Genomic DNA, 25,651 nt, shown 5'->3' with positions numbered 1-25,651 from the left:
ATGACCAGGATGTCCCGGATGCCCGCCAGCATGAGGGTGGACAGCGGGTAGTAGATCATGGGCTTGTCGTAGACCGGAAGCAGCTGCTTGGAGGTCACGAGCGTGAGCGGGTACAGGCGGGTGCCGGACCCGCCGGCGAGGATGATGCCCTTCATATCCTAATCCAATCTAGTTGAATGACATTTACTAATGCTTAAGCCTGCTCAAATGCGAGGCAACGTTTTTCAATTCAGAATGATTAAGTAAAAGATAGCCAATATAAACTATCGAATACAGGAGTGCCGCCACTCCACCGGGCATGAGCTCGGTAAATAAGACGAAGGCAACTGTAAGCAAAATCTCCTGAAACGGCCTGGACGAACCCGGAGCACTTAACCTTTCATTTAAATATAGTTCGGACCACAGCGACCTTCCGATAATGCAGATTACAGCGCCACACAGGACAGCATCGAGTGAATCGAGAGCGAGAACACCGAATACCGAAAAGACGGTGCTGCAAATAACGGCAACGATATTCAACTTCAGGAGCAGCTGTTCTTTACGAAGAACCTTGAAATAGGTAGTACAGCAAAGGCTCATCTTTGTATTAAAGACGCATATCGGGAGTAAAAGCGCAAAATATCTAAGGCTTTCGGAATATTGAGGAAGCCACGCCCCCAAAATCCAAACCATAGGGAAATAGAGCAAAAAGATTGCAGGGAATATGAGCTCGATAGCATTTCTTATGCCAATGTAAAAACGAACCCTCTCCTCATCAGAACCTGTCCTAAGAGCAGGAAATAAGACCATGCTCGCCTGCGAAACGAAAGTGATAAAGAAATTGACCAGCGAGAGGGAGAAAGAAATTTTCGCAAAGGCGACGATTCCCCAAAAATGATCGATAAGAAACCTAGAAACGCCGAGAATCAACGTGTCGGCAATGTTAGCAATCATCAGCTTTACGCCGACGACGATACTGTGAATACCGTCCTTAAGCGCGTTGCAAAAAGACATCGATTTAGCTCGAAGGATATCCCTACCCATCCAAGAGCAATAAATGAGCGCGATGATCTTCGAAACGAGATACGCGTAGACATAGGGGTGGTAGTCCGAAACCTTTAGTCCAATTAGAACAAGAAGCGGGGCCAGAAACACCAGCCTGTCCAGCATAGTGGAAAACGAGAACAGCTTAGTCTCGTTCATTGCCTGGAAAACAAAGCCAAGATAGCTTGTCAGATTGTAGACGACGGTGTAAAGCGCGAAAGACGCGATAACAAAGACTCGATTAGCATCATCGACGAGAGGCATCGAAACAAGGGTGATGACAAGGCAGATAAGCGCCTGGAAACAAGCGCCTAAAATATATTGAGACTTGATCGAGCTCTTATCGATTTCCTCACGAGAGAGACCGCCGTTGATCAGGTAGACACCATCGTTCAGGCCAAGGTGGAAAAAGCCAGAATAGGTCGTATAGAACATGAACAGCTGCCAATAACCATAATCGGCAACGCCGACGATTTTCGGCACGAGCAGCGACATGACGACACTGACCGATAGAGAAATAAACTGTGCAGCAAACGCAATCATAGTGTTGCGTGCAATAGACGAATAATTCATTTGACCTCGTTTGATTAAACTATCAACCTTGATTTATTCAGAAATCAAATTAGGGCCTGACTCACACAAATTTGAATGCCGAGCACTCGCTCTGCCCAGGGCGAGTCCACAGGTAGCAAACAAGATGACCGTTGGCACCCACCAACCAAGCTCGCAGTAAAACATTAACTCCGCACAGCATATACAGGAAACGGAAAAAAGCACTTGATCAAGTTCACAATCTGACTTGAACGAACTGATGCCAGCGGAAATCAGCAAGGATGCAAAACCACAAATTCCAAGAAAACCATATTCATACAGCATTGCAAGGAAACCGTTGTCTACCGTTGAAAAACCACTGATTTCAACTGTGGTGTCCAACATGGTTATGCGACTACTGCCATAACCATTTCCAGTAAGCCAAAACAGCGGTCTGCTTAGGAAGCTATGAATAATGTAGGAAATCGCTCCAGAGCGCTGGCTATATGACACATCAGTTTCAAGTTCACCAAATCGTGAACCAACAAAGTTAAACAGCCCAGACTTGTAAAGCATGAAAACGAGCAGCAATACAGCTGGGGTTAAAAGAGCAATTAAATTCCATTTAGAATACTCAGGATTCTTTAGGCGAAAAACCAGGTACACCAATGCTAACGCCGTGAGAATGATCCAAGCGCTACGGCTCTTCGTCAGAAGCAGAGCGACCAAAAGAATCACAGAGTATAAGAGACGTTTCATTTTGCTCGTCTCCAATTTAAAGTTAATTACCACCGCAATAACTATTATTTGACCAAATACGATTGCATGTCCGAAAAAACTACGCAGTCGATACAGGGATGGATTATCAATCGTTATAGTTTGCAGAAAAGAAAAAGAACCATTTGTAACTAATCGTTGACCTAAAACAATTTCAAGGACAAAGCTAAATAGGCAGGCGAACACGGTTATATTGCGAAGCATGAGCAATGCAGCCCCAACCCAGCCATCGTTCTTTTCTTTACCGTAAATAAAACCAAGAAGAATACAGAAGAAGTACGAGCAGACCGTAAGGAGGGATTCATCCATGCTTCGGGACGCAAACGCAATGGCAGAAAAGAAAATTATCGCGCCCGACACGGCAACAGGAATGGCGTTATCTAAAAGAACTTTATAAAGACGCCCGGAAAGAACTTCTTTGAAAACGAGCAATCCTAGAACTATAAAAAATAACCCTTTAACAGGAGAAATAACGCTTAGGATTGCGGCGAAAATCAAAATAGTGAATTCGTTAGTTAAGAGCTCAAGCATTCTAAACGCCTACTTACTGTCACCGGAACTGATTAAGGCCTTTAAATCACCAAGCAGGGAACAATTTGACAGTTCATACTCACGATATTTTAAAATGATGCCTAGATCGCTAATTCTTAGACCGCCTTCAAGCAAGTGCATGCGGGCATCCAAAACAGAACGGTAATGTTCTATATGCGCAGAAGAACCACGATAATCACCAGGATTGCTACTGCAGTATTCTTCTAAAGCATTAGAAAACCTCAGACACATCTCTATCTCACCAATACGAGATCTTTTATCAAGGTAACGCATCTCGGTTGCATTAGAGTCATGTCTACGGAATCGAATCAAGGGCCGATTCAAGAGCCTGAGGGTTCCCTTCAACAAAGAGAATCGCCACAGCATTCCGTCATGCGCAAAATCATCCTGCCAATATGGCAAGATTTCTCTAATAAAGTTCGATTTAACAGCATATGAGCATCCAGGTCGACGTACTGCCATAAACTTTTCGTCAAAAGACGGAGCATCCAAATCATCAACAGATTTGGCATTATCAACTGCACCATATACTGTTACTTTTTTACCGCCATCTTCATAAAACGGCTCGACGGCACAGCATAGGACGTCAATCGAAGGATCCTTCTGGAGAATCGAGGACATCACGGCGATTTTATCCGAATCCCAGATATCGTCCTGATCACACGGAAATACGATACAGTCGTTTTTAGACGCAAGGTCGAGAAGCGCCTTGAAACTTTTGCGCCAGCCGAAATTCGAACAGTTTCTGCTGAGGGTCCAATTACTGAGACTGTATTTCTCGATGTATCTGCAAATAAGATCGAACGAGCCATCCGTCGAGCAATCATCCGCGATTAGTACTCGGTCCGGAGACACGGCCTGAAGCCTCAAGCTGTCTAGCTGCTCAGTAAGATATCGCGTGCCGTTGTAAACTGACATCACAACCGTAACCATTAAAAACCTTCGTCCAATTAATGCTCAGCGATTAGCTGATCGTAGATACTGATAAGACGTTCAACATACGCGGTCTTTTCGAGGCAGCTGAAGTCAGCCTTCTCAACCGCCTCCCTGTAACGCGAGTAAACATCGGGATTGAGCATATTGAGCATTGCACTAGATAACGACTCAGTGCTGCCCGCGCTGAAGACCTCGCCGAGACCTTTCGACGTCACAAAGGAGGCCGCATCGCCGACATCCGAAACGATACACGGCAGTCCAGCAGCAATCATTGCTTCATAGGCGACAAGCCCGAACGTCTCTCGACAAACCGAAGGCATAACAATCGCACGCGAGCGTCCCATAACGGAAAGTACCTCATCATGGGACAGCGCACCCATAAATTTGATATCAGGATAGCTGTCCGACAGCTTCTTCAGTTCGGTGCCGTCACCGATGACGATAGCGTCCAAACCGGCCCTGCTGGCGGCTTCGCAAAATAAATCACAGCCTTTTTCGGGGCTCAGGCGGCCAACGAATAGGTAAGCCTTGCAATCTGAATCAAACCCATGTTGGAATTTGTTAGCATCAACGTAATTCAAGCAGTCGAATCGCTTGGCTTCCCATGTTAGATAAGGCTCAATCAACCGACGACTGGAATCTGAAACGAAGGCAACCGCCGGATGCAGAGCCCTCAATACATGGTCCTGCACGGAAAAACGAACAGACCGATACAGTTTTTGGATATACGAGCGCTTGTCACAGTTATGCAGCAGGCACTTCGGGGAACCGGGGGCAATTCCGCAGTTGCACTGATTCACATAGTCGTAGAGCCCACCGTTGGAACAAACGAGGAAGTACTCATGGGCGGTAATCAGACATTTGAAACCCCGTCGCTCTATTGCTCTGAATATCGACGAGGAAAGGGAGTGCGTCCATGAATGCACATGAACGACCGTCGTCTCTGGATTAAGCTGCCCGAGCAGATCACTCAGCGCCAATTCCGAGCGTCGGTTCCAGACACCTTGGGCAGCACCGGAGACGCCACCATTCAAGACATCACCCTGCCCGCAATTGACACAGATGACTCCAGATTCGACCAACGCCGGATCAGGATCTCCCAGCGCTGAGAAGAAATAGCTGTTAAGCCCCATCTTCGCCAAAGCCGAAGCTGTCTCAATTGCGATTTTTGAGGCTCCGCCCCCGATATGGGGACGGTCGCAAATCGTTATCACTGTGGTGAAGTTACTCATGCACGGTCCTAGGTTTGATAGATCGGACAAACCGCTTTACACGCAGGCGCAACGACGGGGGGAGCAGCATTTTCAGACGGTCGAAAAGAGTCGCATTCGGCGCCAGGACGGAATCAAAGATTTGTAATCCTGTAGCCTCGAAATGCTCGATAACGGCATCGCGCCTCTCCTCAAGATCCGAGCGCTTATTAGGATCTTCATGCAGCAGCACATCATCCGGAGCAAGGCCGTTGTTAGAGCAGGCGACGCAATCGCTTATTTCATCGATCAATTTTGCCCCGCGCTCGGTCTTCACGATAACGGCCGAAACACCCTTCTCGGGATGTCCGCAGTCTTGGACAGACTCAGAACGCCAGGAATCACCGAGGATGATGTCGGCAGGACTGTCACACCCTCTGAAAGGACAGCCGTAGCAAGACGATCTGCTGATCAGGCCTTTGATGTAGGAACCATAAAAGGGATCGAATGCAGCGGGCCTCTTTATAATCCTGCCGTCGGATAACTCGATTTTTATGTTATGGCCCCATCCGAATTTCGATTTATCTCTAAAAGTCAGTGCGGTGACATCGGACTTCTCCCGAAGCTCGAGCCAGTCAACATAGGAACGAAACATGGAAGAGCTTGGTACACCGTGGCAAACAACGCTGACGGTTGTCAGCCCATCCATCGGTTTACCCAAATAGAGACGCAGCGCGGAAACCTGACAAGGAGTACCGCTGAAGAGGACTCGCTTGCCGGATTTGAGATCGCTGAGCACTTCGGGATACGATTCGCTAGCATCGCTCTGGACATATTTGGACTTTTGCAGGAGCGCGATTTCGGCAAGCTCGGATATACCGATATGCCTGACGTGATCGACGCCATCCCAGGCGGCGCCGTAAACGCGCCCGCCGTCCGATAGTATACGTTTCGCAAGAAGGGAGAAGACGCCGCCGGACGAACTTTGCGCGAGCTCGTCCGGGTCATCGCTCTGCAAGACAGCGGCGCGAATGGCCTCCGAGTCCGCGTCGACTTGGTTTTCCGCCGGACAGGTACGCAGGCAAAGACCGCAGGAGGTGCATCTCGCTGCGTCCACCACGGGATATTCGAAACCGTCGGGCGAGGTACGCATAGTAATAGCGGAAAAAGGGCATTTGGCCGCGCAAGCTCCGCAACCAAAGCAGGCCCGGTGAGAAACTGTGTCGATGTTCTTGCTCAAGCTAACTTCCCCCTATTGCTCAAGAGCATCCAAGAGCCATTTTTTCGAAAACGTGATGAGCGACTCCACGTCGGACAGTCGCTTCTCATAGCCCTCGATTTCCGTAGCGTTCATGTGACTGTCATAGCCATCTAGCAGACGATCCTCGGTATTCGAAAGCCTCGAGAGGCTCTCGACTCGAGAGTTTTGAGAGCGCTTGTCGGTCTCCTCAAATCTCTTGAAGCAGTAATAGTCTTTGCGGAAAATTTGAGAAAACAGCGTACCGTGCAGCGAATCGGTTAACACGAACCGCGCGCTCGCCAGATAAGCGAGCCATTCATCGGGACCAAGCCCGTAACGCGGATTGAGCTGCTCGTCGACAGCATTTTTACCTGAACCGACAAGCGTCACGACCTCGCAGCCGAGCTCTTTTGAAATCAAATCGACAGCTTTCCTGTAAAACGGCCTATTCCCAAGGAAATAGCAGACGATTTTCCCGGGCTCAGGACATTTACCGTTGATGAGCGGGGCCCAGTCCTCTTTCGACAGGAGCAGGACGGGGTCCACAACCTGTGAAGGGCGCTCGAGACCGAGGGATTCGACAAAATCCGCGCCCGCATCTTCACGAACAGACACAGAGCTGAACGTTTTAATCAGATCGGTAATGATCTTTTTCTTCCTCTGCGTGGTGCTCGTGACACCGAAGCTGGGTGCATACGCGATTCTCTTATCGCTGTCGCTTAGAAAGGAGAGATAGAAATTCCTATTCAAAAGATAAGGGGACCAGATTTGATCAGATCCACAGACGTATGCATCGTATTTTCCCCGTAAATCGACCAGTCCGTCTGTATCGACAATCCGATCAGTGGTCTCGATGTTCTGGCTCAAAAAGCGATTGAATACGTCAGCCGTCGAGGATCCGAAGTCATCATGTTCCTTCTTACGATTGAATAGCTCGCGTGCTTTGCCAGCAAATAAATCGAAGGAGTTCCGGTTGATCGCCCAGTTCAGTAGCTTTTCTTTAACGCAGGGAAGATAGTCGGCGTCGACAACGTCATGCCCTTCTGCCTTCAAAAACTGCTGTAGGGCATAAGCCTGAAGCAACGTACCGAAATTTTGATTATGGAGCCACGTTAAAATACAAATATTCATTAATTCACCGTTTCAAATAACTTCAGGTAGTACTCTTCGAGCTTGGGCGCAGCCCTAAAGATGTCATAACATTCAAGCCCCAGAGATGCTTGGGGATCGGAACGATTAACGACATCTGTGCGTGTGGTAAGGATCGCATTGGACCAGCCCTCAATGCCCGCACTCAACGGAACGAAGCTGCACCGACCGGATAGCGCGACCTCGTTGGGGACCCTCTCAGAGCAGATGCACGGGAGACCGGAGACCTGGGCCTCAATCGCGACCATTCCGAGGCCCTCGTACAGACTAGGGAGAACGAATAAATCAAGCGCCTGATAGACGTCCTGTACATTGGAAATCTGACCGAGAAAACGCACCGCTGACGCAATTCCCAGCGAGCGCGCCTTTTCCTCCGCCTGCGGTCTCAACTTTCCATCGCCGCAGATAACAAGGATGGAATCAGGATTCTGAGCATAAACCGCCTTGAAAACATCAAGCAAAAACAGCTGATTCTTCTGGGGGATGAACCTACCGATATTCCCCAATACCAGCGTATCGTCCTGCGCTCCAAGCCCAGCACGTTGCTCATCCCTAATCGAACGATTGAAAGAAAAACTGCTCAAATCGATAGCATTATTAAAGACGGTAAAATGGGATGAGCCGAACAGCCATTTACCGGCATACTCAGTACAGGCCGCCAAATCAGTTGGATACCTTGTCGAAAACAGTTTCAAAAAGCCTTTAAGGGCATTTTTTGCAAACTCGCCTTTGCCGCTCGTCGAGTGGCTGTGGGCGATACGCACGGGTACCCCTGCCTTCTTCGCGGCGCGAAGCGGAAAGACGGAAAGCGCGTTGATATGGCTGTGCACTATCTTCCAGCCCTCTTGCGTAAAGAGACCTTGAAGCTCTCGCTGATATTCAATCGCATGCTGGTAGGGCGGAATCTCAAAGATTCGACCACCAAGCGATTCGATCTCTTCACGTGGCACGAGCGTCGAATCTGAATCGACAAGAAAATCGAACTGGACTTTACTTCGGTCAATATGGCGATAATAGTTCATGACAACGGCCTCGACGCCGCCGCCAACCATCTTGCCAACAACCTGGGCTACCCTAATCGGTTCAGTCATCTAGCAAGCACCGCCACCGGTAAAGACCTCAACGACTGTAAGGAGAACAATCTTTAAATCGGTGACCACGCCGCGTTTGGCGATGTACTCCAGATCGCGTCGGACCATGCCGTCGAAGTCGGTGTCGTTGCGGTCCGTCACCTGCCACCAGCCGGTGATCCCGGGCTTCACGGCCAGGCGCTGCAGGTCGAATTCTGTGTACTCGGCCACCTCATTCGGCAGCGGCGGGCGCGGGCCCACGACTGACATCTGGCCCAGGAACACGTTGAGGAACTGCGGGAACTCGTCGATGGAGTGCTTGCGGATGAACTTGCCGATCTTGGTGACGCGGGGGTCGTCCCTCATCTTGAACATGGCGCCGGCGATCTCGTTCTGCCCCTTGAGCTCGGCGAGGCGCTCGTCGGCGTCCCTGTACATGGAGCGGAACTTCCACATGCGGAAGGTGGACAGGCTGCCGTCGCGGTGGGTCTGCCCCACGCGGATCTGGCTGTAGAACGGGTTGCCCTCACTCTCCAGGCGGATGGCGGCTGCGAGCACAAGGCTGGGCACGGCGATGACGGCCAGCACGCAGCCGCTGAACACGATGTCGAACGCGCGCTTGACGGTGCGGTAGGCCAGGCGCGTGCGATCCCTGTCTTTCACGACCTGCATGGCCTTGTAGCGCACGCTCGCGTCGCCGCCGCTCATTGCCTGGGCAACGAGCGCGGCCCCCACCGGCGCGTTTTTCCCTGTCATTTCTTTAGTAGTCAAGTTCAAATCCACGTCCCTGTCTTCAGGGATCCCCCCCCCATCGATGAATTCAAATTGCGAATGAATTGCCAATGCGACGTCCCCTTACGTCTTACTAGGCACGTCCAACGGAAGCAGCTCCCTAAATGCGGAGTCGCCTTCGCCCACGTCCACCAGGCACCAGCGTTTATGACGGTCGATCTTCTTTACACGGGCCTCTTGCCCCACCAAGGGCCCCTGCTCTATGTGCAGCACGCCGTCTTCTATGCGCGCTACGCTGTTGCGTACCACGCCGTCGTCGTCGAGCACGCTGCGGTACCAGTCCTGCGCATCGTCCGGCATGGGCGCATACGCCCGCTCCCTGCTGCCAGCAATTCGGCAGCCAAAGCTCAACTGGGCCAAAGCCTTATCGAGCAGGGCGGCATCGCGCGTGGCGACGAAGAAGTATTCCTTGTACATGGGTTTGGTTTGGAGCGACCAGGCACCGTCCCGCTTAAACCAGAACTCCTTTTGCATCACAAAGGCGTCCTGCATTAGCTCGTGCGGGATAATGCGGCGGACCTTTTCGCAGGTCTCGCGCTCTTTACCGTTGGGGGTGTGGACCAGATACCAGCGGACACGGCCATGCTGGCTGTTGGTGGTGGCGCCACTAAAGGCACCGGGCAGCTGCTCTTGGCGCCGCATTGTCTGTTCCATATTCTCGCCCCCTTCTCCAGCTCCGCGACACACGCGGATGCAGGGGCGTTAAGAACAGGCTTCTCGCTCGCAGCTAGGCGCAGTCGCAAAAGTACAGGTTTTTGTATCTTTTGACGGGCTTCATTATACGAGCAAACTGCTCGCGTTTTCCCAGATTGCACAAAATGCGCCGCGAATGGGTGCATCTCCATACGCCTCTACAAAAACCTGTACCTTTTTGCACAACAAAAAAGCCGCTCTAACCAGCGGCTTTTCTTCTATATACAAAAAAAGGCGACCACCCTATAGGACGATCGCCTTTGTTAATTCTTGTATAGTTTGTGCTAGGCGCGAGTCTTGATCTCCTCGAGCACCTTGGCCACAAACTCGTCAACACTCATCTGAACGGTCTCGTTGGAACGATCGCGGACGGAAATGTTGCCGGCCTCGACCTCCTTCTCGCCCAGGATGAGCATGTAGGGCACGCGGTCGATGCCGCGGGCCTCGCGGATCTTGTAGCCGATCTTCTCGTCGCGGTCGTCGCAGACCACGCGAATGCCGGCCTCCTCCAGCTTGGCGCACACCTCGTGGGCGTAGTCGCGGCTCTTCTCGGAAACCGGAAGTGCCTTGACCTGCACGGGGGCCAACCAGGTGGGGAACTTGCCCGCAAAGTGCTCAATCAGAATACCGATGAAGCGCTCGATGGAGCCAAAGCACACGCGATGCAGCATGATGGGGCGCTTCTTGGTGCCGTCGGCGTCCACGTACTCCAGGTCAAAGTTGAGCGGCATCTGGAAGTCGAGCTGGACGGTACCGCACTGCCAGGTACGGCCGAGCGAGTCCTCCAGGTGGAAGTCGATCTTGGGGCCGTAGAAGGCGCCGTCGCCCTCGTTGACCTCGTAGTCCATGCCCAGCTTCTCCAGAGCAGTGCGCAGGCCCTCCTCGGCGCGCGCCCAGTCCTCGTCCGAACCCATGGAGTCCTCGGGGCGGGTGGAAAGCTCAACGTGATACTTAAAGCCAAACTTCTGGTACACGGAGTCGATGAGGTTGACCACGCCCACGATCTCGTCGGTCAGCTGGTCGGGACGCACAAACAGGTGGGCGTCGTCCTGGTTAAAGCAGCGCACGCGGAACAGGCCGTGCAGGGCGCCGCGCAGCTCGTGACGGTGCACCAGGCCAATCTCGCCGGCGCGAATGGGCAGCTCGCGATAGGAGTGCGGCTTGGAGGCGTACACCAGCACGCCGCCCGGGCAGTTCATGGGCTTAATGCAGTACTCTTCGTCGTCGATGACGGTGGAGTACATGTTGTCCTTGTAGTGGTCCCAGTGGCCCGAGGTCTTCCACAGCTGCTTGTTCATGATGAGCGGCGTGGAGATCTCCACGTAGCCGGCCTTGTGGTGGATCTCACGCCAGTAGTCCAGCAGCGTGTTCTTAAGGATCATGCCGTTGGGCAGGAAGAACGGGAAGCCGGGGGCCTCGTCGCGCATCATAAAGAGGTCCATCTCGCGGCCGATCTTGCGGTGGTCGCGCTTCTTGGCCTCCTCCAGCATGTGCATGTGCTCGTCGAGCTCTTCCTTGGTGGCAAAGGCGACACCGTTGATGCGGGTGAGCATCTTGTTGTCCTTGTCGCCCTTCCAGTAGGCGCCCGAGACGCCGGTGAGCTTAAAGGCCTTGAGGGCCTTGGTGTAGCAGATGTGGGGGCCGACGCACATGTCGATGTAGTCGCCCTGCTGATAGAAGGTGATGCGGGCGTCGTCGTCCAGGTCGCCGATGTGCTCGACCTTGTACTTCTCGCCGCGCTCCTCCATAAGGGCGATAGCCTCGGCGCGGGGCTTCTCGTACACGGAGAACTTGAGGTTCTCCTTGACGATCTTCTTCATCTCGGCCTCGATCGCGGGGAAGTCGTCCTCGCTGATCTTGACGCCCTCGGGCAGGTCGACGTCGTAGTAGAAGCCGTTGTCGGTCGCGGGGCCGTAGGCAAAGTCGGCCTCGGGATAGAGGCGCTTGATGGCCTGCGCCATAATGTGCGCGGCGGAGTGGCGGATGACGTGCGTGACCTCGTCCTGCGGGAGCTCGGCCACCGAACCGTCATTGTAGAGTGCCTTCATGGGTATGTTTTCTCCTCTCGGATGCCTAATGCAAGTGTGTGCGATGCGCTCGGCGTTTTTGACTTGCATCATTATAGGCAGGTTGCCTTTGTATACAAGCGCCCGCCGCACCTTAATGGCACGGCGGGCGATTTTCTACGCATGCTTCATCGTGTGGGGCGGGGCCGCGGGGCGCGTGTGTGGCTTGCGCGTGACGCGCGGTGCCCGTAGCTTACGGCTGGCCCGGCGATGGATGCGTTACTGGATGCGAGTTCGGCAGTAGGGGCAGACCTTCCAGTGCGCGTCGAGCGGGCGATGACAGCTGGAGCACACGTTACGAACCTGGGTGTCGCACACCGGGCACACGACAAAGTCCTTCTCGATGGGGGCGCCGCACTGCGGGCAGGTGCCGTACTGGGCAAGCTGGCGCTCGCGCAGGGCCATGTCCAGCTCCTGCTCCTCGCGGTCGGCCGCGTAGGAGTGCGGACGCAGGACCAGGTAGGCGATGAGGCCCACGAACGGGATGAGGGCGATGATGCCCCATGCCACGTAGGCGCTGGCGCCGCGGCGGCGAGCGTCGATGAACACATAGACGACCGACAGCACGTACAGGGCGATGATAAAGCCAACAAAGGCATAGATGACGCCCATAAGCTGCGGCGACATGAGCTCAGAGATGTACTTGGACATTGGGGTGTACCTTTCGGAATATTTACAGTACGGTCAAGTTTACCACGGGGTTTGTTTATATGGGACCACGGTTGCAAGCGGGGCCGGTGCGGACACAAACATCTCAATCTATAACAGGTGGAGGGCGGATTCCGGGTCTAGGTGTTACAGATCGAGACACAGGGGTCCCTCCCCGACTTCAATCTCGATCTGCAACATCTTGGGCCCCAAAACCCCTCTTACTGTTACAGATCAAGACATTCAAAATCCGTCGGAAGGTTTGTCTCGATCTGTAACATCTACAACCCAAATCATCAGCTAACTGTTACAGATTGAGACAAAGGAAAACGTCCGAACCGAATGTCTCAATCTGTAACAGTTACTCGGCAAAAACAATCCCAGATGTTACAGATTTAGACAAACCATTCTCTCCCCGACTTAAATCTCAATTTGTAACATCTAGAACCCAAAACAGTTCTTTACTGTTACAGATCGAGACAACCAGAATCCGTCGGAAGAACTGTCTCAACCTGTAACAGAAAGGACCAAAAAACCTTGCCAGCTGTTACAGATCGAGACATACGAATAACCCGACGGGCTAACGTCTCGATCTGTAACACGTAGGACCGCAATCCCCCTCTTACTGTTACAGGTTGAGACGGACGTGCTCCTGTGGACTCGACATCTCAATCTGTAACAGACAACGGCACAGTCCGCGAGGTTGGTTGGGAGAGTCTCGCGGTCTGGCGGGGCCGGCATCCGTGCTGGGCCGGCTCTCGCCTGCCGTTGGCGGATACAGTTGGGGCTGTTCGCCGCATTGCCGCTGCACTGGGGGTGTGCAGACCGTAGGATAGTCCTATTGACAGCCTGTCAACTTGTCTGGGAGGCACTGTGATGGAAACGTTTGATATCGCAATTGTGGGCGCGGGCATCACGGGATGCGCCATCGCGCGTCAGCTCGCGCGGTTTGACCTGTCCATATGCGTGATCGAGGCGGCCAACGACATCGCCCTGGGCGCGTCGAAGGCCAACGGCGGCCTGGTGCACGCAGGCTACGATCCGGCACCGGGCACGGTAAAGGCGCAGGTCAACGCCCGTGGTTGTGAGCTATATGGCACGTGGGCCCAGGAGTTAGGCTTTTTGTTCCGCCGCACCGGGTCGATGGTGCTGGGCTTCAACGACGAAGACTGCGTGCACCTGGAGAAGCTGCGCCAGAATGGCCTGGCCAACGGCGTGCCCGAGCTGTCGATTATCGGCCCCGAGCGCATCCACGAGCTGGAGCCGCGCGCGAGTGCCCAGGCCTCGTGCGCGCTGTGGTGCCCCTCGACCGGTTACGTTGACCCATTTGAAGTGGCCATCGCCGCGCTGGAGAACGCCGTTGCCAACGGCGTGACGTTTATGCGCTCCGCACCGGTGGAGGCCATTGAAGTTGCCGGCTCGGATGACGGAGCCGCACGCTTTACGCTGGCAACGCCCGCCGGAGACGTGCGCTGCCGTTACCTGATCAACGCCGCGGGCAACGGTGCCGCGAGCATCTCGCACATGGCGGGCGCCGAGGAGTTCCAGATGGTCTGGCGCCAAGGCAACATAGTGGTACTGGACAAGGAGCCGCGCACGCTCATGCCGCTCTACCCCGTGCCCACGCCAGTGTCCAAGGGCGTTATCATCACGGGCACCGTACATGGCAACACCGTGATTACCGCGACCGCCGCCGTGCGCGAGCCGGGCGATACGCAGACCTACGCGACCGATGTTAACGCGCTGCTGAGCGGCGCGCGCAAGCTGGTGCCCGATCTGGACACGCGTCGCGTGGTGCGCGCGTTTGCCGGCGGTCGCCCGGTCATTCAGGGAACGAACGACTTTTTTATTGGGCAGTCGGCCCTGGTGCCGGGGGTATTCCAGGCGGCAGGTATTCAGTCGCCGGGTGTGGCGAGCGCGCCGGCCATCGCCGAGCGCATGGAGCAGGTACTGCGCAATGCCGGCGACGACCTGCGCGAACGGGACGATTGGAACCCGATCCGCCACGCGCCGGACGATTTTGACCGCACGCCGCTCGAGCGTAAGGAAGAGCTCATTGAGTCCGACCCCGCTTGGGGGCAGATCGTCTGCCGCTGCGAGACGGTGCCCGAGGCCGAGATCGTGGCCGCGATTCGGCGCCGCCCGGGCGCGGTTTCGGTCGAGGGCGTCAAGCGCCGCTGCCGTGCCGGCATGGGTCGGTGCCAGAGTGGTTTTTGCCAGAGCCGCGTGGTGGCGATCCTTGCCCGCGAGCTGGGCTGCGAGCCCAGCGAGGTGCTGTTGGAGGATGCCGGTTCTTGGCTGGTAGAGGGACCGCTGAAGGGGGTGCGCTAGGATGGCGACATTTGATACGCGCGACGGACGCGCGGTGGCCGGAGCTGTAGCGTCGGTGTCGACGCAGGCGTTCGACGTGGTCGTTATCGGCGGCGGCCCTGCCGGCATGGCGGCCGCGCTTGCCGCGCATAAGGCCGGCGCGAGCGTGGCCATCGTGGAACGTGAGCAGCATCTGGGCGGAATACTCCGCCAGTGCATTCACCCGGGTTTTGGCCTTTCGCACTTTAAGCAGGAGCTCACCGGCCCCGAGTACGCGCAGCGCTTTATCGACCAGGTGAGCGCGACCGACATCGCGCTGTTCTTGGGCAGCATGGTGCTTGAGATCGATTCGGGCGAGGGCGCGGGCGACCCGGGCACGGACGAGATCGCAGGAGCTACCGCGGTCCACACCGTCACGCTCATGCGCCCCACCGGCATATTGCAGCTCACCGGGCGTGCGGTCGTCCTTGCTATGGGATGCCGCGAGCGCACACGCAGCGAGATCAAGATCCCCGGCAGCCGTCCCGCCGGCGTGTTTACGGCGGGCCTGGCGCAGCGATACATCAATATCGAAAACCTCAAGCCCGGCTCACGTGCCGTCATTTTGGGCTCGGGTGACATCGGGCTGATCATGGCGCGCCGCTGTACGCTCGAGGGAATTTCGGTCGAGGGCGTGTACGAGCTCATGCCGTACGCCAACGGTCTGCGCCGCAACTTCAAGAACTGCCTGGACGACTTTGGCATTCCGCTTCACCTGTCTACTACCGTCACACGCGTAATCGGACGCGACCGCGTGGAGGCCGTCGAGGTTAGTAAGGTCGACGAGCACCTGGCACCCATTCCGGGGACCGAGCGCGTTGTTCCGTGCGACACGTTGCTGCTTTCGGTGGGTCTGATTCCCGAGAACGAGCTTTCGGTGGGCGCGGGCGTTGAACTTGACCCGCGCACGCGCGGCGCCGTGGTGGACCAGAGCCTGCAAACGGGCGTGCCTGGCATCTTTGCCTGCGGAAACGTGCTGCACGTGCACGACCTGGCAGACAACGTGACGACCGAATCCGAGCGCGCCGGTGCGGCTGCGGCGGCGTACGCGCTGGGTGGCAGCGCGAATGTCGAACACGGTACTGCGGACCCGGTCTGCCAGCTCACGGTCTCCCCCGCCGGCATTGCAGGCTACTCACTTCCGGGACGCATTACGGCTGCGGCACTCACCAAACTCAACTTCCGTGTGCGCCGACCGGTCGATGCCGCCCGCGTACGTATTCTGGCAGGCGATGAGGAACTATTCGCCGGCAAGGTCCGCCCGTTTAAACCGAGCGTCATGGAGAGCTTCCCGCTGCCGGCAAAGGTGATTCAGCGCGCACTCGACCTAGGCGCCAGCGAAATCGTCCTGTCCGTCGACCCCGTTGAGGAGGCGTAGGGCCATGAGCATAAACGCGATCGAAACGCTGCAGTTCAACTGCACCACCTGCCCCTTCGAATGCCTCCTGACCGTGGAGGTGGAGCGCGACGCAGACGGTGCCGTGGTAGAGATGCGCTCCGTGGCCGGCAACAGCCGCCCGCGCGGCGATAAGTTCGCGCATCAGGAGCTCACCTGCCCCATGCGCGTGCTCACCACCACCGTAGCCGTATCCGGCGGCGACGAGGCGCTGCTACCCGTGCGCACGGCCGAAGCCATCCCGCTGGCACTTCACGCCCAGGCGATGGACCTCATCCGCGGCCTAGTCGTCGACGCCCCAGTCCGCATGGGCGACGTCGTGCTGGAAGACCTCCTCCACACGGGCATCGACCTAATCGCCAGCATGGACATCGACCCAGCCTAAGCAGCCCATTTGGGACGGGACTTCATCCCCCTCTGCAGCTGCGGTGGAATAGTTCCTGTTTTAGGCCATTACCCCGGCAAACAGGAACCATTTCACCGCAACTTATGTGGGGGCGCATGGGATACCATGGTGGCACCCTAGCGAAAGGACGATGTATGGCACATGTCGATGACCAGCGTGTGGCGCGCGTGCTCGATGCGCTCGAGGCTCAGCACCCCGGCGCGCAGCTGCTCGTAAACGACCCGTGGTCGATTTATTACCTGACCGGCTTTTATGCCGATATGTTCGAGCGTTTTTGCGGCGTGCTGCTCGCGCGCGGTTGCGAGCCCGTGATCTTGGTCAACGCCCTGCATCAGCTGCCCGAGTATGACAATGCCCGCGTCGCCTATCACACCGATACCGACGTCGTGGCCGACGCCATCGCTCGCGAGGTCGATCCATCCAAGCCCCTCGGCATCGACACCGTCATGCGTTCCGGCTTTTTGATGCCGCTCATGGAGCGCCACGCCGCAAGTGAGTTTTTCCTGGGCGACTTTGCCGTCACCGCTGCGCGCGCCCACAAGGACGAAGCCGAGCAGGAGCTCATGCGCGCGTCCTCGGCCGCCAACGACGCCGTGATGGCCGACGCCATCAAGCTCGTCCACGAGGGCGTAACGGAGCGCGAAATTGCCGACCAGATGCTCGGTCTGTATCGCAAGCACGGCTGCGAGGGCTTTAGCTTTCCGCCCATCGTGAGCTTTGGCGCCAACGCCGGCGACCCGCATCACGAGCCCGACGATACGGCACTCAAGCACGGCGACGTGGTGCTGTTCGACATTGGTGGGCGTCATCGCAACTACTGCTCGGACATGACGCGCACGTTCTTTTGGGGCGAGCCGGACAAGGAGACCGCACGCATCTACGACATCGTGCGCCGCGCCAACGAAGCCGCCGAGGCGCTCATCGCACCGGGCGTGCGCATGTGCGACCTGGACCGCGCCGCGCGCAACGTGATTGAGGAAGCGGGCTATGGGCAGTACTTTACGCACCGTCTGGGACACTCGATCGGCCTGCAGGACCACGAGCCGGGCGACGTCTCACTCGTCAACGAACAGGTCGTAGAGCCGGGCATGACGTTCTCCATTGAGCCGGGCATCTACCTCACCGGCCGCACCGGCGTCCGCATCGAGGACCTTGCCCTGGTAACCGAGTCCGACGTCGAGATTCTCAACGCCTACTCCCACGACCCAGTCCGCCTCGACTAGCCCTTACCCAATAGCCCCTCAATAAGTTGCGGTGGAATAGTTCCCAGATTGGCCCACAGAGGCATAATCCAGGAACTATTTCACCGCAACTGCCATGGGGCCAAGTCGGCCAATTTGACAGTCTAGAGATGCGCCACGAAAACGGGCCATCTACTACGCTTAACCCGCATGGGTCGACCATGCGGGTCTTTTTTGAAAACTGGCAAGCCTTCTACCTGCGGTTTTAATTTCGCAATTCTCGGCGTGGTCGAGGGTTACCGACCAAACGTAGTAGATAGGCCCATTTCGTGGCGAGCAAATCACTCTAGGGCTCAGGGCAGCCAAACGAAAGGCCTCCCAGTCCTCGTGGTTTACGAGGACCGGGAGGCCTTCTTGTGTCCTAGAGCTTCATGAGCTCTGCGCTACTCAACGCGATGGCGCAGCTTTTCGATCGCGGCGGCGAGCAGCGCCAACAGGCCGGTTCCGCCCAGTGCGGCGACAGTCACAGCCGTGTTGTCACCCGTCTGCGCCAGGCTTCCAGCAGCAGCCTTCTTGGCGTCCTTCTTCACGTCCGAAGCCGGCTTGGCATCAGACTTGCCACCGTTATCCTTGCCGTCCGTCGGCTGCTGCTCAACGACCGGCTCAACAACCTCAACGGTCACCGAAGCGGTGAACTGTTGGGCTGCCGGCGCCTCCGCGACGCCATCTTCGTCAGCCAGCGAAATCGCCACAGCCCCGCCCTTAACATCCATCGTCGCCGTAATGACAACGGTGCCGTTCTTGGGGGCCTTTACCTTGCCGTTCTCGACTGTCGCGATCGTCGGTTTCTCCGAGTCCCACTTCACGGGATAGCGAAGCATGGCGCCCTTGTCCGCATTGCTCGCCGCGGCGGCCAGGTCAATCTCCTTGCCGCGCTCGACCTTGAGCGTGGTCTGCGAAGTCGTGGGCTTGCCGTTCTGATCAATAATCACCATGCCTTCGGCAGCCGGACGCGGCTTAACGCGCACCTCACAGCTGACCGTCAGCTCCGTGCCGTGCACCTTGCCGGTCACGGTTACATCGTCGGCCTCCCAGCCGAGTGCGGGCACGTTCTCCCAGTCGATGCCGTAATCCTTCTGGCTGCCGTCCTTCATGGTTACGGCGACCTTCTTGGGCAGCGCCTTAAGCACCTCATCGGGCGAGCTAAACTCAAAGACCTCAACGGCATCGGGCGTGCCGGGCGTCACGGGAATGTTCGAGTCCTTCTCGGACACGGTAACGGTGGCCGTCACCGTGGCAGAACCGGTCTCGTCCTTGACGGTGCCCGTAACGACAATGTCGCCGAGCTCGCCGAGCGCTTTCTGGGTCAGTGCACTCGTATCCCACGTAATATCCAGGTCCTTGGCAGCGCCATCGGAATACGTCGCGCTCGCCTTTTTGGGCAGCTGGGCCACGACGTCATCAACCCTATCATCGCGCTTGGCGGCAATGGCACCAGCGCCTTCGGCAAGCGACGCGCTCGTGATGACCGGCTTAACCGAAACGGTCGCCGTCACCGCAAAGCCGCCCTCATCGGTGGTGCCGTGCACCGTGAGGGTCTTGCCCGTCGTGGCGATATCGGCAGCGGGGACATCAGTCCACGTGACATCGGACGCAACCTCGGACTTGCCATCAGCCATCACCACGGTCGCCTTAAGGCCGGCGAGCGCCTTGGCAATGTCCTCGGAAGACGCGCCATCGAGCACTGGCTGCTCAAGCGTCAGACTGTCGCTCTTCACGTGATCGGGAATCTCGCGCTTAGGCGTCTCGACTACCAGCTTACAAGTGGCCTTAAGCGTCGTGCCCTCAACGGAACCCTCGATCGTGTGCTCGCCGACAGCGGCAAGTTGCTTGTCGAGCCCGTCCGTGTTCCACGTAACCGCAGCCAGGTCCGTGTGGCCGTCGGTGTAGGTCACGGTAACGGTCTTGGGCAGGTGACTCGTCACTGCATCGGCCTTCGCGTCGCGCTCGACCGTAATCTGCGGCGCCTCGGCTATCTTATTGATCGTAGTCGTAGAAGTAACGACGACCTCGACCGGCAGGTTGCCGTTCACCGTTACGCCCTTGGCGACAACGGTGTTGCCATAGGTGGCGGCAGCGGCAGGGACCTCGGTCCACGTAATTTCAGACTCCGCAGTCGTCTTGCCGTCCTTCATGCGAACGGTCGCCTTCACGCCCTTGAGCGCATCTCGCACGGCATCGACGGACGAGTTCTCGGGAACGCTAACGCCCGCGACAGGCTCAACGGACATCGGAATCTCGGCATCGCTCCTTACAACCCTCACCGTGCACTTGGCCTTAACCGAAGTGCCCTCTACCTTGCCCTCAAGCGCAACATCGCCCAGCTTGCCCAAGACATCTGCCGTAAGCGGGGTCTTAACCCACGTAACGGCGGCAGTCTTCGTCGAGCCGTCGGACATGTTGAGGGTCACCTGGGCAGGCAGCACGATGTCAGCAGCAGCCGTATTACGGGCAACAGAAAGCTGGGCGTCGACGACGCTCTCGACGACCGGCATCAGGTTGACCGTAGCCTTGACCTCAAAGCTGCCAACCGCGGTTTTACCCGTAATGACAACGCTCGCGCCGTCATTCTTAATGGTGAGAGCCTCCTTAGGAGCAATCCAATCGATCTTCGAATCGACCTCGGAGCCGTCCTTCATGGCGACCTTCACGGTCTTGGACAGTGCGGCCACAACAGCATCGGGCTTCGCCCCGTCGTCGAGCGTCACAGCGTCAACCGTGCCGGCCAGATGATCAGGAATCTCGCGCAGTGGCTTGACGACCTTGATGGTGCACTCCGCCTTCTGATCCGTGCCGACAACAGTGCCCTTAACCGTAACTTTACCTTCCTTGGCAAAGTCCTTGTCGGAGAGGCCCTTGGTATCCCACGTTACGTCGGCTTCGGAATCGGTACCGTCAGAGTAAATCGCCGTGACCGTGGTGGGCAGCTTGGCCTTAGCCTCATCCGCCTTGGCATCGCGCTCGACCTCAATCTCGTCAACGGTATCAAAGCCCACGATATGCGCGGTTACCTTGACCTTCACCTTTACGGTCATGCCGTTGTCCGTCAGACCCGTGACCTCAAACTCGTTGCCGGCGCGACCCAGGCTATCGACCTGAGCCCACTTAACGGGCGTCTCGTTCTTAGTCTTGCCGTCCTTCATGACTACCGTCACCTTGGACGGAAGCTTGTCCATCAGATCCGCGACCTTGGCATTGTCCGCAATCTCAATTACATCGATCGGCTCAACGTGGTCTGGCGTCTGGGCATCCTGGTCCACTACGGTCACATTGCAGGTCACCTTGGCGCCAATAAGCTTAACCGTGCCGGTGATCTTCACGGTACCGGTTCCGCCGAGCAGCTCGTCCGTAACGCTGGAAAGATCCCACACGTCAATGTCGAGTAGGTCGGTCGAACCGTCGGAGTAAGTCGCCACAACCTGCTTGGGCATCTGCTGGTACAGGTCCTGCTTGGACGTACCCTTGGCCACGCTAAACGACTTAGCCTCGAGCTTGGTGATGGTCCGCGGCGCCTCGCGAACGTTGACATATACGATAGCGTTGACGTTATCGATACCCTTGAGCTTGCCGACAAGCTTGTAGGTGCCGGTCTTGGCAAGGGGCTTGGTGATGTCGAGGCCGTCGGTATCGGTCCATTTTTCGATCTCGACGCCGCCAGCGTCGCTTTGCGTCATGCGGTATGAACCATCGGAGAACTTCACAGTCGCTTGATCAGGAAGCTCCAAAGTCGACCCAACCGTCGTGTTAATCACAAGCGATTCGGGCTGCAGTGCAACCTTTTGAGCCTTCTCGTCGGCAACCGTAACCTTCGCGGTCACGATGCCGTTCTCATCCACGCCGACCTTCTGGCCCTCGTCGTCCACGAGCGCCATGACAGCAGCACCATTAAAGCCGACAACATGGCCCGTTACATAGAACGTACCAGGCTTTTCATACTTCTCGGGCGCAATCGGATCCCACTTAACAGCAGCCGTCGAGATCGAACCGTCGCTCATCTCGACTGCCAGCTTGGAAGGCATCGTAGGAGCGGCACCGGCCTTCGTGGTCACCGCAGTCTCACCGTTATCAAACGCTTTCTCGACTCCAGCAATCACGATCTTGGTTTGGACAGTAAGGCCGGTGTTGGTGCCGACGCCGAACCTATCAAGGCTGCTAGCGTACAGCTTACCGGTAACCGTGGAGACCTTGCCGGGCTCGCCGGTATAGTCCGAAGAACGATAGCCGTTCCATTCAATCCACGCAGTGCGCGTTTTACCGTCGCTCGTAGTCACCGAAATATTGTTCCACGGCATCTCGGGTTCAACGCCGTTGGCCGTCACAATACGCTCGGGAACGTTCACGGACGAAATCGAGCAAACATCAACAGTAACCGTCGCCTCGGCACCACCTTGGAGCTTGCCCTTAACCTTAAACGTGCCCTCCTTGGCATAGGCATCGGGGGAAACGTCTTCCCAGATGACGTTTTCGCGTTGCGGCCCAACGGACATGTCATTGTCGTAGACGACCTCAAGGGTCTCTGGCAAATCAGGCGCAACGCCAGGAACGGTCCACAACGTGCCGCCCTGAACGGATGTAGCCCTATTCACAACCTGAACATTTGCAGTCACAGGAATATCCACAACACTACTGTTACTGCCCGTATAGTAAGACAGCTGAGCGGTACCCGAAACGATTCCGCCTTGGCTCCAGTCAAACCCCTTTGTGTTCCATGTCACGGGAGCATACTTGGAATGATGGCCAGACTGATCTTTTTCGTCAGGGCTTACCAGTATAACGTTGGTTGGAAGCAATCCTGAACCATCATGTCCCTTGAGGACCTTAATGGTATCGAGTTCCGCTTTCCACTTGTCAGTCACGATCACATGGATCGTTGCCGGAATTTTCGTCCCCGCAACCGTACCGGTTATCGTGCAGTTCTCCTTTGGATAGTTATCATACTCATCCCAGTTAACCTTAAGGTTAGAGAAACGTGTTCCATCCTTTAGAACGCCTTCGACGGTCGTATCATCAAGATAGAGCCGCTCGCCAGGATAGATAACGTAAGTATCTTCATAAGACTGCACGAGAGTCGCGCCAGTCTCACTGTAGTGATTGATGCCCTTGACCTCTCCACACGTAGCCGTTGCACGAATCTTTGCAAGCGTACCGGTAATTGTTCCGCTTATCTCATAGTCGCCCGGCTTGCCGTATTTGAGGTCCTGCGGGATCTCATCCCATGTATAAAGGGAGTCTCCAACCCCCCAAAGGCTGTAGTAGTTTCCGTCCGACAGCAGAAATTGATTCGATTCGTACGAATAAGCGAATCCGACATCGGGAATGTAGGCGATCCTTCCCAAATCATCGTTGGCAAGGTCGCACACATTAATAGTCGCTGTTACCGGAATATTCGAACCCAAGAAATAACCCGTAATAGTCGACTTGCCCAGCTTGTTCAACGTATTCTGACTAATAGCAGGCCATTGAACAGAATAGTTGCCACGAGAGCCATTCCACATCGTTGCTTCTATGGTATACGGCATATGAATTTGCGCGCCAACGAGCGTACTTATCGAAGTCGTAGATGGCATCTGCAGCGCACGAACGTTGACGTTAATAGAGGCACGATGGGCACTGCCCAACGAGACTGGTATAGACGGAGAGCCGGGTTTACTTCGGCTATACATGATAGAGCCTCCGAGGGTAAAGGAACCCTCCTGCGCGACCATGAAATCCAGGATTGTATCCCAGGTAACGCCACCATTAACTGTAGACCCGTCGGTGAAAGTCACCTTAACGGTATATGGAAGGGAGCCGGCACTCGAGCCCGTTGTAGGACGGATGCCAACTGGTGTATCAATGGGTGCAACTTGTGCGATAGAGGCAACCTCTTTAACGACGACCTTCGCCTTAACCTCTAGACCAGCAAGAGAAGAAACGCCGCAGTTCCCGATAATACCTTTAACTTCATAGGTGCCAGCCGTCTGGAATCGAGAGGCGTCAGCATTTTCCCATTCCACGGGGTAGTTATACCAATACTCGCCATCTGGTCGAGTCACCTTAAGGTGCACGTCAGAGTCAAGGGGCGATTCATCACCAACAACACGTTCGTACGTCAACGAATCCAGGTCAAAATAGTCTTTAGCATCCTTCACTGCAACCGTACAAGTAACTTCGCGCCGGTCAAGCCCATCGAGCCTGCCCTTAACAACAAAAGTACCTGGTTGAGCGTACGAATCGGGATTGACGGAATCCCAATTGATATGAACTGGCTGAGATTCATTTTGATCGAAAGTAACTATTGCCTGGTACGGAAGAGACGGCGACATCCCTACTGCCGTCATGCATTCAAATTCGGTTTGAACAGACTTGATTTCACGGACATTTACCGTGCAACTCACCAAAGTTGAAGGCGAGTATGTCAAATGTCCCTCAACGACAAATGAGCCAGGTTTTTGATAGTCTACCTCGGAGACCTCATCCCACTCAACATCGCAGGAACAGCCCGAGTTATCGGAATAGGATATATAGGCAGTCGAAGGAAGAGACGGCGCGACGCCGGGCGACGTAGTCACGCTTTGTATGTAATTTGAAGACCTGGGAACAAAAACCTTGAGCGTTCCGGCAACGGAATAGGGCTCACTAAGCGAATAACCCATGTTACCGATGTAGATATACGAAATGGAGCCTTGGATCGGCACCTCCGATTCATCGGAAGCAGTCTTGATAGTGTTCCTTGAGGCTTCGTCCCAATTGACCATGCCGGTAGCTTTAGTTCCATTTGTCAGCGTCAGATTGACTGAGGTGCCGTACACTTCGCCAACATAGCCCTGTCCCACATATTTTTTTACAATTGGAGTGCTATCAACGGACGCAATCTTCAGGTCCCCGTTTGAGCTCACGGGTGCAACAGCATTAACTGCAGCCGGATCCGCCGGGGCTTCGATGATCACACGCTGCTTGACCGTCTGGGTAGCGCCATCGACGGTGCCCTCAAACTCATACGAGCCGGCAGGTAGCTGCGCCAAGGTTGCCGGAGCATCGGCGCCGTTCAGCTTCCAGGTAACGTTTTCCTGCTTAGTGGCGCCGCTCTCGTAGGTCGCCGCCACGGTTTTAGGCAGCGTGGCGTCGGAGCCCTCGGCAACATGCAGGTCGGTCAGGACCGCAAGCGAGGTGATCTTGTCGACCGCCTGATCTTCCGAGGTTGCCTGGCCGGTGTCCGCAGACGTAGCAGTCGCACCCGTCGCATCGCTTTGCTCGGCAACGACCTGGGTGGTATCACCCTGCATCATCTCGGCGAACGCCTGCGGCGGCACCGAACCGACCGTCATGGTAAGGGCCAGGCCCGCGGTGATCGCCGCGTTGACATGCCTTCTATTCATAGTTCCTCCCGACTGGCTCAACGGGCCACAGCACTGGTCCGGATTGCAAGTTAGGCTGAGCGTACCCCTCCCCAGTGTGGCAACGCAATATGAGATAGGTCAAGCGGCATAAACGTTTTCGTAAGCGGGAGGACACTTTACAAGTACTTGACTGTTTTTGAGTTGCGGTGGAATAGTTCCTGGATGGGCTGCTAGAACCCAAATACAGGAACTATTTCACCGCAACTGATGAGG

At 55.9% G+C, this 25,651-nt stretch carries 17 protein-coding genes; 4 read left to right on the top strand and 13 right to left on the bottom strand.

The features are described from left to right. The 12 genes from FGQ67_RS03530 to FGQ67_RS03475 all read right to left on the bottom strand — a co-directional run. Positions 1 to 155: sugar phosphate nucleotidyltransferase (locus tag FGQ67_RS03530; RefSeq protein ID WP_171025177.1), on the bottom strand; the 155-nt coding region annotated here is incomplete at its 3' end. Between the two features lie 31 nt (positions 156 to 186). Beyond that, on the bottom strand, positions 187 to 1,596 hold the full coding sequence (locus FGQ67_RS03525) for a lipopolysaccharide biosynthesis protein (protein WP_171025176.1): 1,410 nt from the start codon (positions 1,594 to 1,596) through the stop codon (positions 187 to 189). 33 nt (positions 1,597 to 1,629) lie between these two features. Beyond that, positions 1,630 to 2,862 (bottom strand): O-antigen ligase family protein, encoded by a 1,233-nt coding sequence (locus FGQ67_RS03520; RefSeq protein ID WP_138340091.1) that lies wholly within the window; start codon positions 2,860 to 2,862, stop codon positions 1,630 to 1,632. 9 nt (positions 2,863 to 2,871) lie between these two features. Next, positions 2,872 to 3,816, bottom strand: coding sequence for a glycosyltransferase (locus tag FGQ67_RS03515; protein WP_138340089.1), 945 nt, complete (start codon positions 3,814 to 3,816; stop codon positions 2,872 to 2,874). Between the two features lie 17 nt (positions 3,817 to 3,833). Then, a complete protein-coding gene (locus FGQ67_RS03510; RefSeq protein ID WP_138340087.1) occupies positions 3,834 to 5,051 on the bottom strand; it encodes a glycosyltransferase in 1,218 nt (405 codons plus the stop codon). Further along, on the bottom strand, positions 5,044 to 6,249 hold the full coding sequence (locus FGQ67_RS03505; RefSeq protein WP_138340085.1) for a Coenzyme F420 hydrogenase/dehydrogenase, beta subunit C-terminal domain: 1,206 nt from the start codon (positions 6,247 to 6,249) through the stop codon (positions 5,044 to 5,046). Before FGQ67_RS03505 ends, FGQ67_RS03510 begins: the two co-directional genes overlap by 8 nt. A 12-nt stretch (positions 6,250 to 6,261) precedes the next feature. Further along, positions 6,262 to 7,380, bottom strand: a complete 1,119-nt coding sequence (locus tag FGQ67_RS03500) for a polysaccharide pyruvyl transferase family protein (RefSeq protein ID WP_138340083.1) — start codon at positions 7,378 to 7,380, stop codon at positions 6,262 to 6,264. Further along, the gene (locus FGQ67_RS03495) at positions 7,380 to 8,489 is read right to left on the bottom strand and encodes a glycosyltransferase family 1 protein (protein ID WP_171025175.1); all 1,110 of its coding nucleotides are present in this window, start codon (positions 8,487 to 8,489) and stop codon (positions 7,380 to 7,382) included. The genes FGQ67_RS03500 and FGQ67_RS03495 overlap by 1 nt, the downstream gene beginning before the upstream one ends. Beyond that, positions 8,490 to 9,224, bottom strand: coding sequence for a sugar transferase (locus FGQ67_RS03490; protein ID WP_249934370.1), 735 nt, complete (start codon positions 9,222 to 9,224; stop codon positions 8,490 to 8,492). It abuts the gene before it with no gap. A gap of 99 nt (positions 9,225 to 9,323) precedes the next feature. Then, on the bottom strand, positions 9,324 to 9,914 hold the full coding sequence (locus tag FGQ67_RS03485) for a hypothetical protein (RefSeq protein WP_138340081.1): 591 nt from the start codon (positions 9,912 to 9,914) through the stop codon (positions 9,324 to 9,326). 323 nt (positions 9,915 to 10,237) lie between these two features. Then, positions 10,238 to 12,001, bottom strand: a complete 1,764-nt coding sequence (gene thrS / locus FGQ67_RS03480; protein WP_138340079.1) for a threonine--tRNA ligase — start codon at positions 11,999 to 12,001, stop codon at positions 10,238 to 10,240. A 237-nt stretch (positions 12,002 to 12,238) separates the two neighbouring features. Continuing rightward, positions 12,239 to 12,670: a double zinc ribbon domain-containing protein gene (locus tag FGQ67_RS03475; protein ID WP_138340077.1), complete on the bottom strand. Its 432-nt coding sequence runs from the start codon at positions 12,668 to 12,670 to the stop codon at positions 12,239 to 12,241. 873 nt (positions 12,671 to 13,543) lie between these two features. On the opposite strand from FGQ67_RS03475, the gene FGQ67_RS03470 reads away from it, so the two are divergent. The 4 genes from FGQ67_RS03470 (at position 13,544) to FGQ67_RS03455 (ending at position 18,041) form a co-directional block, all read left to right on the top strand. After that, positions 13,544 to 14,998: an NAD(P)/FAD-dependent oxidoreductase gene (locus FGQ67_RS03470; protein ID WP_138340076.1), complete on the top strand. Its 1,455-nt coding sequence runs from the start codon at positions 13,544 to 13,546 to the stop codon at positions 14,996 to 14,998. A 1-nt stretch (position 14,999) separates the two neighbouring features. Continuing rightward, positions 15,000 to 16,394, top strand: coding sequence for an NAD(P)/FAD-dependent oxidoreductase (locus FGQ67_RS03465; protein ID WP_138340074.1), 1,395 nt, complete (start codon positions 15,000 to 15,002; stop codon positions 16,392 to 16,394). Positions 16,395 to 16,398: 4 nt separating this feature from the next. Next, positions 16,399 to 16,797 (top strand): DUF1667 domain-containing protein, encoded by a 399-nt coding sequence (locus FGQ67_RS03460; RefSeq protein ID WP_138340072.1) that lies wholly within the window; start codon positions 16,399 to 16,401, stop codon positions 16,795 to 16,797. A gap of 155 nt (positions 16,798 to 16,952) precedes the next feature. Further along, entirely contained in the window at positions 16,953 to 18,041 is a 1,089-nt protein-coding gene (locus FGQ67_RS03455) for a M24 family metallopeptidase (protein WP_138340070.1), read from the top strand. A 401-nt stretch (positions 18,042 to 18,442) separates the two neighbouring features. On the opposite strand, the gene FGQ67_RS03450 is transcribed toward FGQ67_RS03455, so the two are convergent. Next, positions 18,443 to 25,417: an Ig-like domain-containing protein gene (locus FGQ67_RS03450; protein WP_138340068.1), complete on the bottom strand. Its 6,975-nt coding sequence runs from the start codon at positions 25,415 to 25,417 to the stop codon at positions 18,443 to 18,445. Positions 25,418 to 25,651: the final 234 nt, after the last annotated feature.

It is taken from the genome of Collinsella aerofaciens, assembly GCF_005845035.1.
GTDB classification, from domain to species: Bacteria; Actinomycetota; Coriobacteriia; order Coriobacteriales; family Coriobacteriaceae; genus Collinsella; species Collinsella aerofaciens_I.
This window is presented reverse-complemented; position numbering and strand designations above follow the sequence as displayed.

What these genes read in the sequence shown, in the direction of transcription:
- FGQ67_RS03525 (WP_171025176.1), bottom strand. Translation starts at nt 1,596, where the DNA reads ATGAATTATTCGTCTATTGCACGCAACACTATGATTGCGTTTGCTGCA.
- FGQ67_RS03520 (WP_138340091.1), bottom strand. Translation starts at nt 2,862, where the DNA reads ATGCTTGAGCTCTTAACTAACGAATTCACTATTTTGATTTTCGCCGCA.
- FGQ67_RS03515 (WP_138340089.1), bottom strand. Translation starts at nt 3,816, where the DNA reads ATGGTTACGGTTGTGATGTCAGTTTACAACGGCACGCGATATCTTACT.
- FGQ67_RS03510 (WP_138340087.1), bottom strand. Translation starts at nt 5,051, where the DNA reads ATGAGTAACTTCACCACAGTGATAACGATTTGCGACCGTCCCCATATC.
- FGQ67_RS03500 (WP_138340083.1), bottom strand. Translation starts at nt 7,380, where the DNA reads ATGAATATTTGTATTTTAACGTGGCTCCATAATCAAAATTTCGGTACG.
- FGQ67_RS03495 (WP_171025175.1), bottom strand. Translation starts at nt 8,489, where the DNA reads ATGACTGAACCGATTAGGGTAGCCCAGGTTGTTGGCAAGATGGTTGGC.
- FGQ67_RS03490 (WP_249934370.1), bottom strand. Translation starts at nt 9,224, where the DNA reads ATGACAGGGAAAAACGCGCCGGTGGGGGCCGCGCTCGTTGCCCAGGCA.
- FGQ67_RS03485 (WP_138340081.1), bottom strand. Translation starts at nt 9,914, where the DNA reads ATGGAACAGACAATGCGGCGCCAAGAGCAGCTGCCCGGTGCCTTTAGT.
- thrS (WP_138340079.1), bottom strand. Translation starts at nt 12,001, where the DNA reads ATGAAGGCACTCTACAATGACGGTTCGGTGGCCGAGCTCCCGCAGGAC.
- FGQ67_RS03475 (WP_138340077.1), bottom strand. Translation starts at nt 12,670, where the DNA reads ATGTCCAAGTACATCTCTGAGCTCATGTCGCCGCAGCTTATGGGCGTC.
- FGQ67_RS03470 (WP_138340076.1), top strand. Translation starts at nt 13,544, where the DNA reads ATGGAAACGTTTGATATCGCAATTGTGGGCGCGGGCATCACGGGATGC.
- FGQ67_RS03465 (WP_138340074.1), top strand. Translation starts at nt 15,000, where the DNA reads ATGGCGACATTTGATACGCGCGACGGACGCGCGGTGGCCGGAGCTGTA.
- FGQ67_RS03460 (WP_138340072.1), top strand. Translation starts at nt 16,399, where the DNA reads ATGAGCATAAACGCGATCGAAACGCTGCAGTTCAACTGCACCACCTGC.
- FGQ67_RS03455 (WP_138340070.1), top strand. Translation starts at nt 16,953, where the DNA reads ATGGCACATGTCGATGACCAGCGTGTGGCGCGCGTGCTCGATGCGCTC.
- FGQ67_RS03450 (WP_138340068.1), bottom strand. Translation starts at nt 25,417, where the DNA reads ATGAATAGAAGGCATGTCAACGCGGCGATCACCGCGGGCCTGGCCCTT.